This is a genomic window from Acinetobacter sp. Ag2 (genome assembly GCF_001005515.1).
Taxonomy (GTDB): Bacteria; Pseudomonadota; Gammaproteobacteria; order Pseudomonadales; family Moraxellaceae; genus Acinetobacter; species Acinetobacter bereziniae.
The window spans coordinates 38026-52667 of record NZ_LBNA01000053.1 but is presented as its reverse complement, the minus strand read 5'-3'; the positions used below and the strand labels follow the sequence as shown (position 1 = coordinate 52667).

20 protein-coding genes are annotated in these 14642 nt (G+C 38.7%); 4 read left to right on the top strand and 16 right to left on the bottom strand.

The features are described 5' to 3' along the window. Positions 1-113: 113 nt before the first annotated feature. Entirely contained in the window at positions 114-362 is a 249-nt protein-coding gene (locus AAV97_RS13635) for a type B 50S ribosomal protein L31 (protein ID WP_005034202.1), read from the top strand. Positions 363-455: 93 nt separating this feature from the next. On the opposite strand, the gene crcB is transcribed toward AAV97_RS13635, so the two are convergent. Continuing rightward, positions 456-836 (bottom strand): fluoride efflux transporter CrcB, encoded by a 381-nt coding sequence (crcB, locus tag AAV97_RS13630; protein ID WP_046760852.1) that lies wholly within the window; start codon positions 834-836, stop codon positions 456-458. A gap of 118 nt (positions 837-954) precedes the next feature. Then, on the bottom strand, positions 955-1794 hold the full coding sequence (locus AAV97_RS13625; RefSeq protein WP_005034206.1) for a DUF2071 domain-containing protein: 840 nt from the start codon (positions 1792-1794) through the stop codon (positions 955-957). Positions 1795-1940: 146 nt separating this feature from the next. Here AAV97_RS13625 and AAV97_RS13620 point away from each other — a divergent pair, with 146 nt between their 5' ends. Further along, complete coding sequence (locus tag AAV97_RS13620) at positions 1941-2273, top strand: HopJ type III effector protein (RefSeq protein ID WP_009584948.1); 333 nt, start codon at positions 1941-1943, stop codon at positions 2271-2273. Between the two features lie 94 nt (positions 2274-2367). On the opposite strand, the gene AAV97_RS13615 is transcribed toward AAV97_RS13620, so the two are convergent. From AAV97_RS13615 to AAV97_RS13605, 3 genes are all read right to left on the bottom strand, one after another. Further along, entirely contained in the window at positions 2368-2778 is a 411-nt protein-coding gene (locus tag AAV97_RS13615; RefSeq protein WP_046760894.1) for a GFA family protein, read from the bottom strand. Between the two features lie 88 nt (positions 2779-2866). Beyond that, positions 2867-4075, bottom strand: a complete 1209-nt coding sequence (locus AAV97_RS13610; protein ID WP_046760851.1) for a TIGR03862 family flavoprotein — start codon at positions 4073-4075, stop codon at positions 2867-2869. Next, a complete protein-coding gene (locus tag AAV97_RS13605) occupies positions 4065-4727 on the bottom strand; it encodes an SAM-dependent methyltransferase (protein ID WP_171249381.1) in 663 nt (220 codons plus the stop codon). The genes AAV97_RS13610 and AAV97_RS13605 overlap by 11 nt, the downstream gene beginning before the upstream one ends. Before the next feature lie 73 nt (positions 4728-4800). Between AAV97_RS13605 and AAV97_RS13600 the strand changes: the two genes are divergently transcribed. Further along, on the top strand, positions 4801-4992 hold the full coding sequence (locus AAV97_RS13600; RefSeq protein ID WP_005034213.1) for a DNA gyrase inhibitor YacG: 192 nt from the start codon (positions 4801-4803) through the stop codon (positions 4990-4992). Positions 4993-4996: 4 nt separating this feature from the next. Here AAV97_RS13600 and AAV97_RS13595 read toward each other — a convergent pair whose 3' ends face one another. The 6 genes from AAV97_RS13595 to pqqA form a co-directional block, all read right to left on the bottom strand. Then, entirely contained in the window at positions 4997-6052 is a 1056-nt protein-coding gene (locus AAV97_RS13595) for a dipeptidase (protein ID WP_046760893.1), read from the bottom strand. A 19-nt stretch (positions 6053-6071) separates the two neighbouring features. Further along, positions 6072-7220 (bottom strand): pyrroloquinoline quinone biosynthesis protein PqqE, encoded by a 1149-nt coding sequence (gene pqqE, locus AAV97_RS13590; protein ID WP_046760849.1) that lies wholly within the window; start codon positions 7218-7220, stop codon positions 6072-6074. Next, a complete protein-coding gene (pqqD, locus tag AAV97_RS13585) occupies positions 7217-7501 on the bottom strand; it encodes a pyrroloquinoline quinone biosynthesis peptide chaperone PqqD (RefSeq protein ID WP_005034218.1) in 285 nt (94 codons plus the stop codon). The genes pqqE and pqqD overlap by 4 nt, the downstream gene beginning before the upstream one ends. Then, complete coding sequence (pqqC, locus tag AAV97_RS13580) at positions 7498-8256, bottom strand: pyrroloquinoline-quinone synthase PqqC (protein WP_005034221.1); 759 nt, start codon at positions 8254-8256, stop codon at positions 7498-7500. The genes pqqD and pqqC overlap by 4 nt, the downstream gene beginning before the upstream one ends. A gap of 11 nt (positions 8257-8267) precedes the next feature. After that, a complete protein-coding gene (gene pqqB, locus AAV97_RS13575) occupies positions 8268-9179 on the bottom strand; it encodes a pyrroloquinoline quinone biosynthesis protein PqqB (RefSeq protein WP_009584942.1) in 912 nt (303 codons plus the stop codon). A gap of 79 nt (positions 9180-9258) precedes the next feature. Next, positions 9259-9333, bottom strand: a complete 75-nt coding sequence (pqqA, locus tag AAV97_RS20945) for a pyrroloquinoline quinone precursor peptide PqqA (RefSeq protein WP_009584944.1) — start codon at positions 9331-9333, stop codon at positions 9259-9261. Positions 9334-9747: 414 nt separating this feature from the next. Here pqqA and AAV97_RS13570 point away from each other — a divergent pair, with 414 nt between their 5' ends. Next, positions 9748-9954 carry a hypothetical protein gene (locus AAV97_RS13570; protein ID WP_046760848.1) on the top strand — a complete coding sequence of 69 codons (207 nt, stop codon included), beginning with the start codon at positions 9748-9750 and terminating at the stop codon, positions 9952-9954. 82 nt (positions 9955-10036) lie between these two features. Here the strand turns inward: AAV97_RS13570 and AAV97_RS13565 are convergent, their stop codons facing one another. The 5 genes from AAV97_RS13565 to AAV97_RS13545 form a co-directional block, all read right to left on the bottom strand. Continuing rightward, positions 10037-10681, bottom strand: a complete 645-nt coding sequence (locus AAV97_RS13565) for an MBL fold metallo-hydrolase (RefSeq protein ID WP_046760847.1) — start codon at positions 10679-10681, stop codon at positions 10037-10039. Between the two features lie 46 nt (positions 10682-10727). After that, positions 10728-11738, bottom strand: a complete 1011-nt coding sequence (hemH, locus tag AAV97_RS13560) for a ferrochelatase (protein WP_042086775.1) — start codon at positions 11736-11738, stop codon at positions 10728-10730. A 98-nt stretch (positions 11739-11836) separates the two neighbouring features. Continuing rightward, positions 11837-12853 carry a DUF4062 domain-containing protein gene (locus AAV97_RS13555; protein ID WP_046760846.1) on the bottom strand — a complete coding sequence of 339 codons (1017 nt, stop codon included), beginning with the start codon at positions 12851-12853 and terminating at the stop codon, positions 11837-11839. A gap of 106 nt (positions 12854-12959) precedes the next feature. Further along, positions 12960-13838 (bottom strand): glutamate racemase, encoded by an 879-nt coding sequence (gene murI, locus AAV97_RS13550; RefSeq protein ID WP_042086777.1) that lies wholly within the window; start codon positions 13836-13838, stop codon positions 12960-12962. Between the two features lie 47 nt (positions 13839-13885). Beyond that, entirely contained in the window at positions 13886-14497 is a 612-nt protein-coding gene (locus AAV97_RS13545) for a DUF1285 domain-containing protein (RefSeq protein WP_009584945.1), read from the bottom strand. Between the last annotated feature and the right edge of the window lie 145 nt (positions 14498-14642).

Here is a 14642-nt window from a genome sequence, read left to right as displayed (position 1 = left end):
GCAATATGAAATCATTTTTATCTGACAGATTTTACTCAAATTTAAATAGGCTTTACAAATTTAATGTTATATTATAATATTTCACTAAGTCAAAATAATGAGAGGATCAAATAATGCGTCCAGGTATCCATCCAGAGTATCGTGAAGTGTTGTTCCATGACACCAATGCAAATGCATTCTTCGTAATTGGTAGCACGATCAAGACTGCAAATACCAAAGAACATGAAGGTAAAATATATCCTTATGTAACATTAGATATATCGAGTGCTTCTCATCCTTTCTATACGGGTGAAATCCGTCAAGCAAGCAATGAAGGTCGTATTGCCAACTTTAATAAACGTTTTGCACGTTTTAAACGTTAAGTTTAAAACTGTTGTTCAAGCCTAAGTTACCTCTCTAAACTTAGGCTTTTTTTTATTCTTAGATTCTCTGATGAAGTGCAACAGAGATTTATATTATTTTGTTGATAAAATCATTTGCACAATATAAAAACCAATCGTTAAAAAGACGACACCGACAATAACACTTGAAACTGTATAGGCCAGCGCAATAGGAAAGTGTCCTTGGCGAATGAGTTGAAAGGTTTCTAAGCCAAAACTGGAAAAAGTCGTAAATCCACCGAGGATTCCCACCATGAAAAACAAGCGTGTTTCTTGTTGTAGAATTGGATAACGCAGGGTAAAAGCAAAGAAAACTCCTGCCAGAAAACACCCTAAAATATTAATTGACCATGTTGCCCAAGGAAAAAGGCTGAGAGGTTTAGAAATCAAAAAACCAGCCCCATAACGTAAGCTTGCACCAATTGCTCCACCACATGCGACCAATAGCCAATTCATGTTCTAACGTCCTTCAATCTTCTTTAAATCAATTCTTTTAACACTAACGACGCAATGCCACTTTGTTTGTGTATAACCCAATAGTTATCCACAATTTTACACAACAATAGTAAGCAATCTAATCGAGTGGTGTCTCATTTTTTACATAAAAGTTCAATGCAGGAACCACAAATGCAAAGACATCTTGTTCCCGAACTTCCCACTGTTGTAGTAATGGACAATCAATATTTAGCACCTGTGCTGCTTGAATTTGATTAAAATCAAAAGGCATTTCAATATCACCTTGTGACAAATGTTCAGGCTGATCAACCCATTCCACCCAAGCATGATCTTGATCCACAAGATAGGCAATAGCGTCTTTCCATGAAGGAAACAAAGGGTGCCAAGCTTGAGGGAGTTGCTGATCTGTTTTGATCTTAACTGCGCTGGAAAGTCGATAAAGTGCATCTAGCTCAATCTGTGTCTGAATAATATCATCTTGTCTTTCATGGACAAATTGCAAGGCATATTGTGCAGGCATCGCATCACTTGTTAAACGCCCACTGAGTACATAAAGTTTCTGATCAATCATGACCTGTTCAAAAATCACCGTTTTGTCTTGTTGCTCAGGTGCAATATAAAAACGCCAATTGCTTTGTCGAGGTGATGGCATGAGCTGACGTAAACGACCTAAAAAAGAAAAGCCAAAATGCTGGTGTTGGTAAGTCAAAATACTAAAAATCGTTTTACCTTGTTTTTCCCACAATTGAACATGACTCGGATAGCGTGAACGGACTTTTTCTATATCCACCAACCACGACAAATAAACAATATTTTTTACCTGACTTTGTAACTGCAAAAAGGGAATAAAACGCATCAAGATACGGCGTAAACGAAGTAAAAATGAGCATTGCGCAAAAAATGCAATGAGTTTTAAAGTAACGCCTGCAGTTTGTTTTTTAAGACGATGTCGGTTCATAAGGCACGATGACTGTTCCCTTCAAGCATTTGATTCTAACAAATAGCTTTAAAAAATAATTTATCTGGCAAAACACATAAGAACATTACTGATTTATAAACGATAGGTTATGCTATGTGCACGACTGAATATGGAATTCTCAAATCATGGTTCAAGATTTATTGAAACAACTTCAAGCTGGCGAAGCAAAATTTGCCGATGTTATTCAACATATTGAAGCGCGTTATACACATACCCCAACCGCATTTCAAAATGGTCAACAACATAATGCAGCAACAGAAAACCAAGGCAGTGCTAAAGTTTTTTCTTTTGCTCAGCTAAATCAACTCGACCAACAGCAAACCTTGAACTTGTTCGCAGAACACTATGCTTCTGTTTTGGCGACTCCAGATGCGTCAGATCATCAAAATATTCGTCAATTTATGCAAAATGGTTGGGATGGCATTCAATTTGAGGGTGTAGCTTTAACTGCGAAATAAGATCTATCATCATTGTAAACATCAATGAATTGGCTCAAGCTACATATCGCAATTAAAACAATAAAGGGATCAAATTGATCCCTTTATTCTGCGCTTATGGTCGCTCATCATATTGTGGCAAACCATCACAAATATGATCCCACTCTGCTTTATAGGCTGCATAAATATGCATGGTGGGTTGATGTTCCAATGCCGTGTCGAGTGTTCCAATTCTTAAACGATAGGTCTCTGGAGCTTCAGCTTTGATGCTGATAATCGGCGAGCCACACTCCTGACAAAAACATCGCGTGGTAGTCTCGGTTGATGCAAACTGTTTTAGCAACGACTCACCCTTTACGATTTTAAAGTCTGCTTTTTGAATGGGTGCATTGGTCGCAAATGCCGTACCATTTGCTTTTCGGCAACGTTTACAATGACATTGGATGACTGGACCTATTTCACCATGAACCTCATAATGAATCCCACCACACAAACAACTTCCTGTATACAATTTTTCAGCAGACATTTTTGAAAATCTCACCATGTGCAAAAATGATTAGTTACTCCATCAAATTAGCACAAAATATCTACTTTTAGCGGAAATAAATCCTTTTTTATAACAGGTCAGAAAGATATTGATGCACGCCTTCACCTGCCGCTCGACCAGTAGCAAAACAAGCCGTCAATAAATATCCACCTGTCGGTGCATCCCAATCCAGCATTTCACCACAACAAAACACAGAAGGATGAGATTTAAGTTGTAAATCCTGAGTCAATGCTTGTTCTTTGACACCACCTGCACAACTAATCGCCTCTTCGATAGGGCGGAATCCCTGTAATTCGATTTTGAGGTGTTTAATCTGTTGTGCCAACTGTTCTGGATCACTCCAGAGTGCTTTATTAACGAATTCACGCAGCAAACTTGATTTTGCTGTGTCTAAGCCTGCTTTACGCCAAATATTGGCAGTCGACTGCTTTTTAGATGGCTGTAATTTTTGTACCAATTGCTGAATAGATTGATCGGGTAACAAATCCAGATACATGACGAGTGGTTGACTTTGTTGAATCAGTTGACGCAATGAGCGTCCTTGCTTATAGATGAGCCCACTTTCCAAGCCATAATGGGTAATAACGATATCACCTTGAGTTTTAACCGAAGGCTCAACCCAAGCATCTACTCGCTTTAAAGGCTGACCAAAAACAGACTGCATATAGTCTGACCATGGATAAACTACACCCGCATTACTGGGTTGAAAAGTTTCAATTTCAGATGAGGACAACCATTTTTGCCATGCGCCATCACTGCCTAAACGAGACCATGACACAGCACCACAAGCCAAAATAATCGCATCAAATTTCTGCTCATTGATTTGATTACTTTTTAAATCAATCATCTTGAGTTGCTGATGTTTCAGGTCAGTAACTTGATGACGATAATGAAACTTAACCTGTTGCTCAACTAAATGCTTCAACCATGCTCTTAACAGTGGTGCAGCTTTCATTTCTACAGGAAAAATCCGCCCAGAACTGCCTACATAAGATTCAATGCCTAAACTTTGCATCCACTTTTGAATCCAAGCAGCATCCCACTTTTCAATCCAAGGTCTCAACCATTCCACTTGATCATAACGTTGAATAAATTGCTCAAAGGTTTCAGCATGTGAGATATTCAGTCCCGTTTTTCCCGCCATCAAAAACTTACGTGCTGCCGATGGCTTTTGTTCAAAAACATGAATCTCATAATTTTTATATTGGCTTAAAACATCTGCCGCCATTAAACCTGCAGGACCTGCACCAACAATTGCAACTCTCTTAATCGACATGTGCTTGCTCGGATGATGTCTCGGCTGCCTGCCCATGACGAGGTTGCATATCATCAAAACGAGTTAAATAATGCTCAGGCTTACGAATAATCAATTGCTGACACAACTCACCACGTTCTAAGTATTTAATTTCAAAATGTGTTCGTGCTGAATCTGATGCAATAATTTGTTTCTCGTAAGGAAGTTTCCAAACGTCTTGTAACTGTTGCTCTGCTTCAGCGATATATTCAGGAATATTACTGGCCAATGTAATACGACCATTTGGTTGTAGCCTAGATATCAAAAACTCAAAAAAAGGCATATTTAACCAGCGTTGTGCTGGATTATGCGGTTCAGGATTTGGATAGAGAATAAACAACTGTTGCACCTGCGCTGGGTATAATGCATGTACAACCCATGGCAATGCATCGGCATGAATTGGCGTTAAATTCGTTTGCCCTTCTAATTGATGCTGTTTTTGCATTGCCACAAATTTTTCTCGAGTCCGTTCGATTGCAATCAGGCTCAAGTCTGGATGTTGTCCTGAAAACAACAATGCATGTTTGCCTTTTCCCGCCCCGATTTCCACACAAATAGGAGTATTTTCAATACGTTGAAAATCACGAGGAGCATGCATACGCTGTGCTTGAAATTGACGAATCGGCATAATCAGATCAAACTAAGAAAAATCGCTGCAAGTTTAACAATTCTTTGCAGGTTTTGCTTTTCTAAATGAGAGTTTCTGTATGGCTAAAACATTTCCTTGTCCACGATGTGGTGAACCTTCAACATGGGAAGCAAATGAATTTCGCCCATTTTGTTCTGACCGATGCAAATTGATTGACCTCGGTGCCTGGGCGAATGATGAATATAAACTTCCTACTCAAGATGCACCTCAAATGGATCAAAAACGACATGAAGATGATTATGAGGATTAATCAATCATGTGGCTGCCCAAATTCGTTTAAGTACCTTAAGCCAATTTTTAAAGCATATTTGTTCAATCAATTGATCTGAATAACTGCGTTGTCGCATTGCACTGATGAGTTTCGAAACTCCCATAATATCTTTGAGTTCATTACTAATCAGTGCACCATCAAAATCAGAACCAAAGCCGACATGTTCTTCACCTAAGTAGCGCATCATATATTCCAAATGATCTAAAATAATATTGATGGTCGTATCGGCATTGCGCTGTCCGTCTGGGCGTAAAAATGCCACATCAAAATTTACTCCAACCATACCTTGACTATCGCGTATTGCCTTTAATTGAGTATCCGTTAAATTTCGTGCTTGTGGACACAATCCATAAGCATTGGAGTGAGTTGCAACAATCGGTTGCGCTAAAATCTCTGCTGTATCCCAAAAAGCACGCTCATTCATATGTGAGACATCAACGAGCATCTTTTTATCCGCACAACGTGCAATTAAAGCTTTACCCTCAACTGTAAGACCGGGACCTGTATTTGGAGAATGAGGAAATTTAGCATTTAAACCATGTCCAAACTGACTTGGTCTATTCCATAGTGGTCCTATACTACGCAGCCCTGCATCATATAAGACATCCAATAGTTTAGGATCTTGTTGTAAAGCTTCTGCCCCCTCCATATGAAGGACAATACTCAACTTTTTTTCAGTGATACAAAATTCAATGTCTTCAACAGATGTACAGATTTGAATATTGTGCGAACGTCTAGTCAACTGTTGAGCTAAATCAAGCTGCTGCAAACAAATCTCTTCAATCTGTTGTTGGGTAAACTCATCAATGCTTTGATCGAATAGTTTATTCGGATGATGTTGCTTTACATAATCAAATGGCGGTAGAAAAATAGCAAAAAAACCACCTGCAAAACCTGCTTTCTGACAGCGTTTGAAATCAAGATGCCCAGGCAATCCTTGGTGGATAAAAGCATCGACAGGATCATGATCATCAGATAACCACAGCCTTGTTAAAACATCATTATGACCATCGAAAATTGGAATTATATCGTGGCGCATACTGCACATCTCGCTAAAATCATCCATTTGAAATGTTTAGAACAGAAATGTGATTATTCATTCGTTTAGAATTTTTACTATTGCGAAAAATCAAATTACTGAGGGAAACAGCTTGTTCAGTTTCTGCTCGTGCTTGTTCAATCAAATGATGATATGGCGATTTAGCGCAGACTGGATCAGCATTAGATGCATTGCCCGTTAACATATAAGCTTGGCAGCGACAGCCACCAAAGTCACGGTCTTTATCAGGACATGTACGACAACCTTCAGGCATCCAAGCATCTCCACGATATTGGTTAAAAGCCTTAGATTCATACCAAATTTTTGCTAAAGATTGTTGACGGACATTCGGAAAAGTCATCGGTAATTGACGAGCCGCATGACATGGTAGTGCCATGCCATCAGGCGCTATCGTTAAGAATATTTTTCCCCAACTATTCATACATGCCTTTGGACGCTCTTCATAATAGTCAGGTACCACAAAAATAAGCTTACAAGGACGCTTTTGCAGACGTAATTTTTCTCGATAAGCATTGGTAATGTGCTCAGCACGTATTAACTGGGTTTGAGTAGGTAATAAATACTGACGATTTAAAAAAGCCCATCCATAAAACTGACAAATTGCTAACTCGACAGTGTCCGCATTCAATTCAAGACAAAGCTCAATGATCTGTTCAATCTGATCAATATTATGTCGATGAATGACAAAATTAAGCACCATTGGATATTCATATTTTTTAATAATACGGCACATATTGTATTTTTGTTCAAAGGCATATTTCGAACCCGCCAATGCATCATTTACCAACGGATCGCTTGCCTGAAAACTTACTTGTATATGATCAAGACCTGCTTGTTTTAAACTGCCTACTCTTTGTTCCGTCAACCCCATACCCGAAGTGATAAGATTGGTATAAAAACCTTGTTGATGTGCATGTGCGACTAACTGCTCTAAATCTTGACGAACCAAAGGCTCTCCACCAGAAAAGCCTAACTGCACAGCACCAAGCTGGCGAGCTTGATCAAAAACATCACACCATTGTTGGGTCGTTAACTCATTTTTATGTTGTGTATAGTCTAAAGGATTGGAACAATATGGACATTGTAATGGACAACGATAGGTTAACTCTGCAAGTAACCATAACGGTAGTCCAATATCGGTTGTCATTTAAAATCAATCCAATATTGTTGTTGAGCAACCAACATATAATCAAAAACATCATTGTCTATTTCAGCAATATCTCCAAATTGTTGTTTTAAATAAGTAATAATATCTAAAATACTATTTATCCCATCAATACATTGCCCAATCGCACCAGCGCTTTCATTTAACTTGATCATGCCTTCAGGATATAAAATAACAAAACTATTTTGCGCAGGTTCAAACTGAAAACGGTAGCCAGGTCGCCAAATAGGAATAAGATTTTGATCAAGTGCTTTATTGTTCATCTAAATAATCCTTTATGCCAAACTCGTTGTTTAGTCACAGTATGATAAGGCGCTTCATGATGTATATAAGCCAAAGTTAAAGCATCTAAAATGCTCCATAAAACATCAAGTTTAAACTGTAGTATTTCTAACATTCGTTGCTGTTGCTCATAACTGGTGAAGGAATCCAGTGTAATCGTCAAACCATGCTCAACATCTCGTCGAGCTTGACTTAATCGAGAGCGAAAATATTGATACCCCTGATCATCAATCCAGGGATAATGTTTTGGCCATGAGTCTAATCGCGATTGGTGGATTTTAGGTGCAAATAATTCAGTTAATGAACTACTTGCAGCTTCCCGCCATGACGCTCTGCGTGCAAAGTTGACATAAGCATCTACAGCAAAACGTACCCCTGGGAGGACGAGCTCTTCAGAAATTACCTGTTCACGTCGAAGACCTACAGCTTCTGCCAAACATAACCAAGCCTCTCGCCCCCCACCATCGGGATACGTACCATCTTGATCAATCATTCGTTGAATCCACTCCTGACGTACCCGTTGATCTGGACAATTTGCCATGATCGCAGCATCTTTAAGTGGAATATTAATTTGATAATAGAAACGATTTGCAACCCACGCCTGAATTTGCTGTTGGCTTGCCTTTCCTTCCGACATCATGACATGAAACGGATGATAAATATGGTAATACTGTCCTTTGTCTATAATCGCTTGTTTAAATTCTTCTAGTGTCAACGCTTTCGGTATTTGATTCATAGGGCATCTTATTAAAGTTCAATGTGCATTCCGTCGTAAGCAACCTCTACCCCATTTGCTTGAAGTTCAGCAAATTGGATGGAGTTCTCATTTAAAATTGGATTGGTATTATTAATATGAATCAGTATTTTTTTTACGTCTGAGAGCTGATTCAAATAAGACAATGATCCACCTTCACCACTAATGTATAGATGTCCCATTTCTCTTCCAGTTTTTACGCCTACACCACATTTTTGCATCTCATCATCTGTCCATAGTGTCCCATCAATCATCACACAATCTGAGTTCCTCATCGTCGCCATAATCATGTCATCAACTTTTCCAAGACCAGGCGCATAAAACAACTGCTTTTGTGTTTTTTGGTCTTTAATAATTAAAGCAATATTGTCACCCTCATGCGGATCATGGCGATGAGGTGAATATGGCGGAGCCGCACTTTGAATCAGCAAAGGAATGAATTCCAAATGCTTAAAACCATCTATTCGAAAAGCATGATTTGGGTCAATCTGGCGATATTGCAGTCCACCATTCCAGTGCTTCAATATATTAAATACGGGAAAACCTGTACTGAGGTCTTGATAGACCATTTCAGTACACCATACAGAGATTGGACATCCTTCGCGTAAACTAAGAAGCCCTGAGGTATGGTCAAGTTGACTGTCCATCAGAATGACATTCGTAATGCCAGTATCACGTAATTTACGCGCTGGTTGAGCTGCCCTAAAATCAAATAACTGTTGGCGAATATCTGGCGAAGCGTTTAACAAAATCCAGTCCGTGCCATTTTCAGAAATGGCAATCGAGGACTGTGTTCGAGCTGTAGCTTGGATCGTGCCTTTACGGATACCATCACAATTAACACAATTGCAATTCCATTGTGGAAATCCACCACCTGCGGCTGAACCCAATACATAAATATACATAGCAGTAAGATCTGATGATGATAAAGATCAAAGCCCCAGATCAAGGCTAGGGCTTATTTGGGTTTGAAAGTAAAAATAATTAACGGGCTTCGAAGTACATGGTAACTTCAAAACCAATTCGTAAGTCAGTAAAAGCTGGTTTTATCCATTGCATAAAATTTTTCTCCAAATTCAATTCTTATTTAAAAAATTAACACCTAATCAGTACCACAACAGTGTTCAAATTTTATTCTAAATAAAAATACTATCCTTGTAGACCCTGTTTAGTTAATATTTTGTTCGATAGTCGTTATCGTTAAAAATGAGTAAAAATTATTCGCCATGTCCGACGAGGTAGATCAAAATCCAAAATTAAGACAATTTTTGTTCCATATTTTAATTCAGTGTAACTTTCTTACTCTGATTAAACAGTTTTTTTATAATTTAAACACAATAGACATATATATTTCACAATAAACGCCTATTTTTTAACACACGCTTAGCTATATGATCATTGCGTGCTAAATGTCACACTTTTCCATATAAAAAATTAAAAAAAGTTTCATTGAAACTAAATTGGAGTATCAAAATGTATATAGGTTTAAAAGTTTTTACTGCTATTTTAGCCATTTTATGTGTATTTTTTACCACGATAGGCATTTATGCACTTGATGCATCACTGATTATTATTGGTATTCTCTTTGCAGCTTCAATTCTCTTGATTGTTTTAGAGGCGCAAAAGCGATCAACCAATCCGTTTATAAAACGCAAACACTACCATCGAATAAATATTTGAGAATGAACGATCATTAGCTCACTCATTGCATTATCCAACACTGACTGAGCTGTATTTTATTAGATGGCAAGTTTCGAAAAAATTACCCTGCTTTACTTGCCACGAATGGATTATGCTGTTTCTCAAACCCAATCGTACTCATAGGACCATGCCCTGAAATAAATTGGGTTTCATCAGGCAAGCTAAAACATTCACGCTGAATAGAATCGAGTAATTGTTGATGATTGCCTTTTGGAAAATCTGTGCGCCCAATTGAACCTTTAAACAATACATCACCCGTCCACAGCACAGCATATTTAGCATTGTAAAAGATGACATGACCAGGGGTATGTCCAGGCGCAAAACGAACTTCAAATTCCTCTTGCCCTAATTTCAAAGTTTCACCACCTTCAAGCCATTGATCAACTTTAACTGGCTCGGGAATAGGAAAGCCATAACGAGCAGACACTTCTTGAATCATATCTAACCAAAATTGGTCTTCTTTATGTGGACCAATCACAGGTACATTCCATACTTTAACCAATGCACCCACAGCACCAGCATGATCCAAATGCCCATGCGTTAACCATAACGCTTTTACCGTTAAGCCAAGCGCTTCAACTTCTTGTTTTAATTTTTCAGGCTCACCACCTGCATCAATCAGTACCGCTTCTTTAGTTTCCGAATCCCAAACAATCGAACAGTTTTGAGCAAACGCCGTTACGGGTACAATTTTGACTTGTAACATAATAATTTCCCTAAAAGAATAGCGTCTGTTGACATTGCAAAAAACGCTAAGCCTGTAACTGTGACTTGAGTGCCTCTAATTGAGTCTGTAACAGCAGTCCCAATAGATCAATGTGGTCGTCTCGATCATTCAATGCAGGGATATAAGCATAATCTTTACCCCCTGCTTTCAAAAACAATTCAGCATTCTGAATTGCCAACTCTTCTAAAGTTTCTAAACAATCTGCTGAAAATGCAGGACTCAGGATTTGCACAGATGCTACACCTTGTTCTGCCCATGCTTGCAATAATTGATCCGTATAAGGCTTGACCCATTCCTGTTTCCCAAAACGTGACTGGAAACTTATCGCCCATTGGTCATCACTTAACTGTAGTGCCTGAGCAACCTTTTGCGCAGTCACACGACAACGATCTGCGTACGGATCACCCTTATCTGCATAAGGTTGCGGAATACCATGAAAAGACATTAATAACTTTTCCGCTTGACCATGCTGTTGTTGATAATCACGGACACTATTGGCTAAAGCCTGTATATATAACGGGTGTTGATAATAATCACGAATGAAGCTTAGACCTGGAATATTTCGTTGTTTCAGCAGCCATTTTGCCACTGCATCATATAACGGTGCGGTAGATGTTGCCGAGTACTGAGGAAATAGCGGAAAAAGAATAATGTGATCATAAAGCTGTGATTCAGCTTCAGCTAACACACGATCAATACCTGGTCGACCATAGGTCATTGCAGGAACAATGGTTAAATCAAAATCAGTATTGAATACGCTCAATTTCTTTTGAAGTTGTTGAACCTGTTTAAATAAAATTTCTCGCATTGGAGAGTCATTCGACCATACCTGCGCATAGGCTTCCGCTACACGCTTAGGTCGGAACGGCAGAACAAAAGCATTTAAAATAATTGCCCACAAAATTTTGGGAATTTCAATAACCCGCTGATCCGATAAAAACTGCTTTAAAAAAGCCCGAACCGCTGGAGCTGTTGGTGCGTCTGGTGTGCCAAGATTGGCAATAATAATCAGGACTTTAGGTTTGGATAAAGACATTTTTACTCTGTTTGCACAATATCATGATCTCTAAATATCAGCTTAACAGAGTCAATCTATAAACAGAATTTTTATCTGTATATTCACACTGTATACCCTTAAAAAATAGAGGAACGATGACTGATACGTTGTGAATTTTCCAGCAATTTGACACATTTATCGGTCATTTGCCATAACATACGCTGACGATCATCACGCCCAACAGGGACAATCCATTCATTTTGACGAACTTGTTGTTTAATCGTATGTAAAGAACGTATATTGATCTGTGCTCTAGATACAGCATGCGCACGAGGCATGACTACTTGTGCATCTGTCAGACCTGTATTATTTAAATAGTCATTCAGCACTTTAGAGAAAAAATCCTCAGGTGTTGGTTTCCTGAATTCAACAGACAATATTTTTAATAACTCTGCCCAAGTCATTTCACGTGCTGGAGAAAGCTCCCTAAAATTACCATCTTGATAAGCATGCATACGGTAATCGAAGTTAAATACTTCATGCAGTGAAACTTTTGGTAAGGTTAAAAATGGATCTGCTTCTTTACGCCCTTGTTCAACTGAGACCTGTGCTAATTTTGCTTTTAAACGATCAATTTCGTCTTGCAAGACCTGAATATTTTGTGGTCTTACCCAACCAACAACAGGATAACGCTCAAGCATTTGTGGCATGTAAGAGCGTACAGCGAGCTCTAAATCTCGCAAGGTGCGATAGGTTACAACCTGCTCAACTTCTTTTTGTAGCTGATGACGAAATTCATTGAATTTGCCTTTTAATATCGTGCTTTCTTCTTTTAAATGTGGCTCACGAGAATCTGGATTTTCATGCATAAACACAATAATTGGCTTTTGTTTGGTCACTGCATAAATATATTCAAGATGTAAATAACTCACCCCTGAAACAGACTGCTCACCATATTGGCTTCCCAACAGCAATAACACATAATCACAATCATCAATCTGACGACGTGCAAAAGCGGTACTTAACGGTGTACGCTGTTCTAATCCCCAAGAAAAGAACCCCATCCCAATCAATGTTTGAGACACAACCATACGTTCTGGCTGCATTTCTTTGCCAGATGTTGTAATAAAAACTTGATAACGTTTATCGAGCATAGGTTAACCCATTTTTGTCATACTCAACTTAAATCCATCCTTGAGCTTTAAGTAGAATATGCCCTACACTTATTAAAAATATTAAATCTTTCCAATATTGAAAGAATTAGCCGAGTTTTTCAACAATATTTTCGATAGACCATGTAATTTCAGGTTGTATGAGATGCTTGAGGACGCTTTCTAATTCTTTTGCATTTTGCCCACTCACAAAACATCGCAACCGCACGCCACTCTCTTGCGAATCAGTCGATATTAACTCATTTTTCAATAATATACGCGCCGTTTGTCGTGCAACTGCCAGACCAGAATCGATTAAGCTCAATTTAGCACCATAAAGCTCTTGAATACTTTGCTTTAAATACGGGTAATGTGTACATCCCAGAACCAAGTAATCTGCACCTTTTGCAACAGCAGGATCCAAAACCTTCTGCAAACTTTGTTTACACTCCAGCGTGTTATAACGTCCAGATTCGACCAGCGGAACTAGGTCTAAATTGGTAATGGTGAGTACTTCGACTTGGGCAGGCTCAGCAAAGCGTTGGATAACATCTTTAATCAGTTGTCCACGAAAAGTTGCAGGTGTTGCCAACACTGAAACCACTTTAGACTGGCTTTGTAAAACCGCAGGTTTTAATGCAGGAACCAAACCGACAATAGGAAAGTTTTCACCATAATGCTCACGCAAATAATCCAGACTAAAAGCAGATGCAGTATTACAAGCGACAACAGCAATCTTACAGCCTTGGCGATACAGCCACTCAATCGCTTGTGCTGTTAACTCTCGAATATTCTGATCTGTTCGTGGACCGTATGGAACATGTGCGGTATCTGCATAATAAACAATACGTTCATTTGGCAAATAATTGGCAATCTCTTGTGCAATTGAAAGCCCGCCAATTCCTGAATCAAAAATCCCAATAGGCGCATTTGCCAAAGCTTTTGGCATGGGATTTTCTAAAGGATACAGGGGAAGAATAGCGCTCATTTGATCCACTATGGATAGGTATTGAAAATAATTAACTAGCTTAAACCTCAAGTGCCTAATTGCAAGTGCAAATCACCACTTTGTAAAGACAAAATGGTATCTCCTTGCTCATTTTCAAGTAAGCTTCCGTATTCAATTAAATGAAAAAAAGCATTGCGTTGAATTAACGCATTTATCCCAAAACGGATATGCACGTATGGTCTTAACTCACCTTGATATTCGCGCATAAAAATAGCATGTTCTTTATCCACCAAACAGATGTCTTGATTGGTGGTAGTGACCTGTAAATAAGTCTGTCCGTCGATCTCGACTTGATCAACCTGATTAACCAATAAAGGCTCATCTTCAACCTCAATTTCAATCTGCTCAACAGGCGTTTTTAAGTAGAATTTCCCTTGTTCCTTCCAAAGCACTTTTGTAAACAGGTCCAACAGCGCTTGACGCTTAATCAATTGACCTTCGTGCCACCATTCTCCATTGGCTTTTACCTTCAAATCCATTTTGCCACAATGCTTTGGTTGCCACTGCTCTAAAGGAGGTATTGACCTTTTGTGACCCGCCTGTACACCTTTTAAGTATTGTGCAATAGACATTAAGTTTTTATTATCAGAATCAGGCTGATTTTGAGCCGCTGATGTTGAATTATTTTGATTTACCATGGTTTATGCCTTGCTGACTAAAAAATAATACGACTCAGCCAATTGGCTAGATTAAGGTTTATAACTATACTAGCGCAAAATATATTATTGGTACGAGCGTTAATTCGTATCTCGGAATTTTTAGAACACTCATGGCAGCACCGAT

Excerpts from the sequence above, each read along its gene's own strand:
- pqqB (WP_009584942.1), bottom strand. The coding sequence starts at position 9,179 with ATGTATATTTATGTATTGGGTTCAGCCGCAGGTGGTGGATTTCCACAA.
- AAV97_RS13635 (WP_005034202.1), top strand. The coding sequence starts at position 114 with ATGCGTCCAGGTATCCATCCAGAGTATCGTGAAGTGTTGTTCCATGAC.
- pqqC (WP_005034221.1), bottom strand. The coding sequence starts at position 8,256 with ATGAATCAAATACCGAAAGCGTTGACACTAGAAGAATTTAAACAAGCG.
- AAV97_RS13545 (WP_009584945.1), bottom strand. The coding sequence starts at position 14,497 with ATGGTAAATCAAAATAATTCAACATCAGCGGCTCAAAATCAGCCTGAT.
- AAV97_RS13615 (WP_046760894.1), bottom strand. The coding sequence starts at position 2,778 with ATGTCTGCTGAAAAATTGTATACAGGAAGTTGTTTGTGTGGTGGGATT.
- AAV97_RS13555 (WP_046760846.1), bottom strand. The coding sequence starts at position 12,853 with ATGCTCGATAAACGTTATCAAGTTTTTATTACAACATCTGGCAAAGAA.
- hemH (WP_042086775.1), bottom strand. The coding sequence starts at position 11,738 with ATGTCTTTATCCAAACCTAAAGTCCTGATTATTATTGCCAATCTTGGC.
- pqqE (WP_046760849.1), bottom strand. The coding sequence starts at position 7,220 with ATGACAACCGATATTGGACTACCGTTATGGTTACTTGCAGAGTTAACC.
- pqqD (WP_005034218.1), bottom strand. The coding sequence starts at position 7,501 with ATGAACAATAAAGCACTTGATCAAAATCTTATTCCTATTTGGCGACCT.
- AAV97_RS13600 (WP_005034213.1), top strand. The coding sequence starts at position 4,801 with ATGGCTAAAACATTTCCTTGTCCACGATGTGGTGAACCTTCAACATGG.
- AAV97_RS13610 (WP_046760851.1), bottom strand. The coding sequence starts at position 4,075 with ATGTCGATTAAGAGAGTTGCAATTGTTGGTGCAGGTCCTGCAGGTTTA.
- AAV97_RS13565 (WP_046760847.1), bottom strand. The coding sequence starts at position 10,681 with ATGTTACAAGTCAAAATTGTACCCGTAACGGCGTTTGCTCAAAACTGT.
- AAV97_RS13620 (WP_009584948.1), top strand. The coding sequence starts at position 1,941 with ATGGTTCAAGATTTATTGAAACAACTTCAAGCTGGCGAAGCAAAATTT.
- crcB (WP_046760852.1), bottom strand. The coding sequence starts at position 836 with ATGAATTGGCTATTGGTCGCATGTGGTGGAGCAATTGGTGCAAGCTTA.
- AAV97_RS13570 (WP_046760848.1), top strand. The coding sequence starts at position 9,748 with ATGTATATAGGTTTAAAAGTTTTTACTGCTATTTTAGCCATTTTATGT.
- AAV97_RS13595 (WP_046760893.1), bottom strand. The coding sequence starts at position 6,052 with ATGCGCCACGATATAATTCCAATTTTCGATGGTCATAATGATGTTTTA.
- AAV97_RS13625 (WP_005034206.1), bottom strand. The coding sequence starts at position 1,794 with ATGAACCGACATCGTCTTAAAAAACAAACTGCAGGCGTTACTTTAAAA.
- murI (WP_042086777.1), bottom strand. The coding sequence starts at position 13,838 with ATGAGCGCTATTCTTCCCCTGTATCCTTTAGAAAATCCCATGCCAAAA.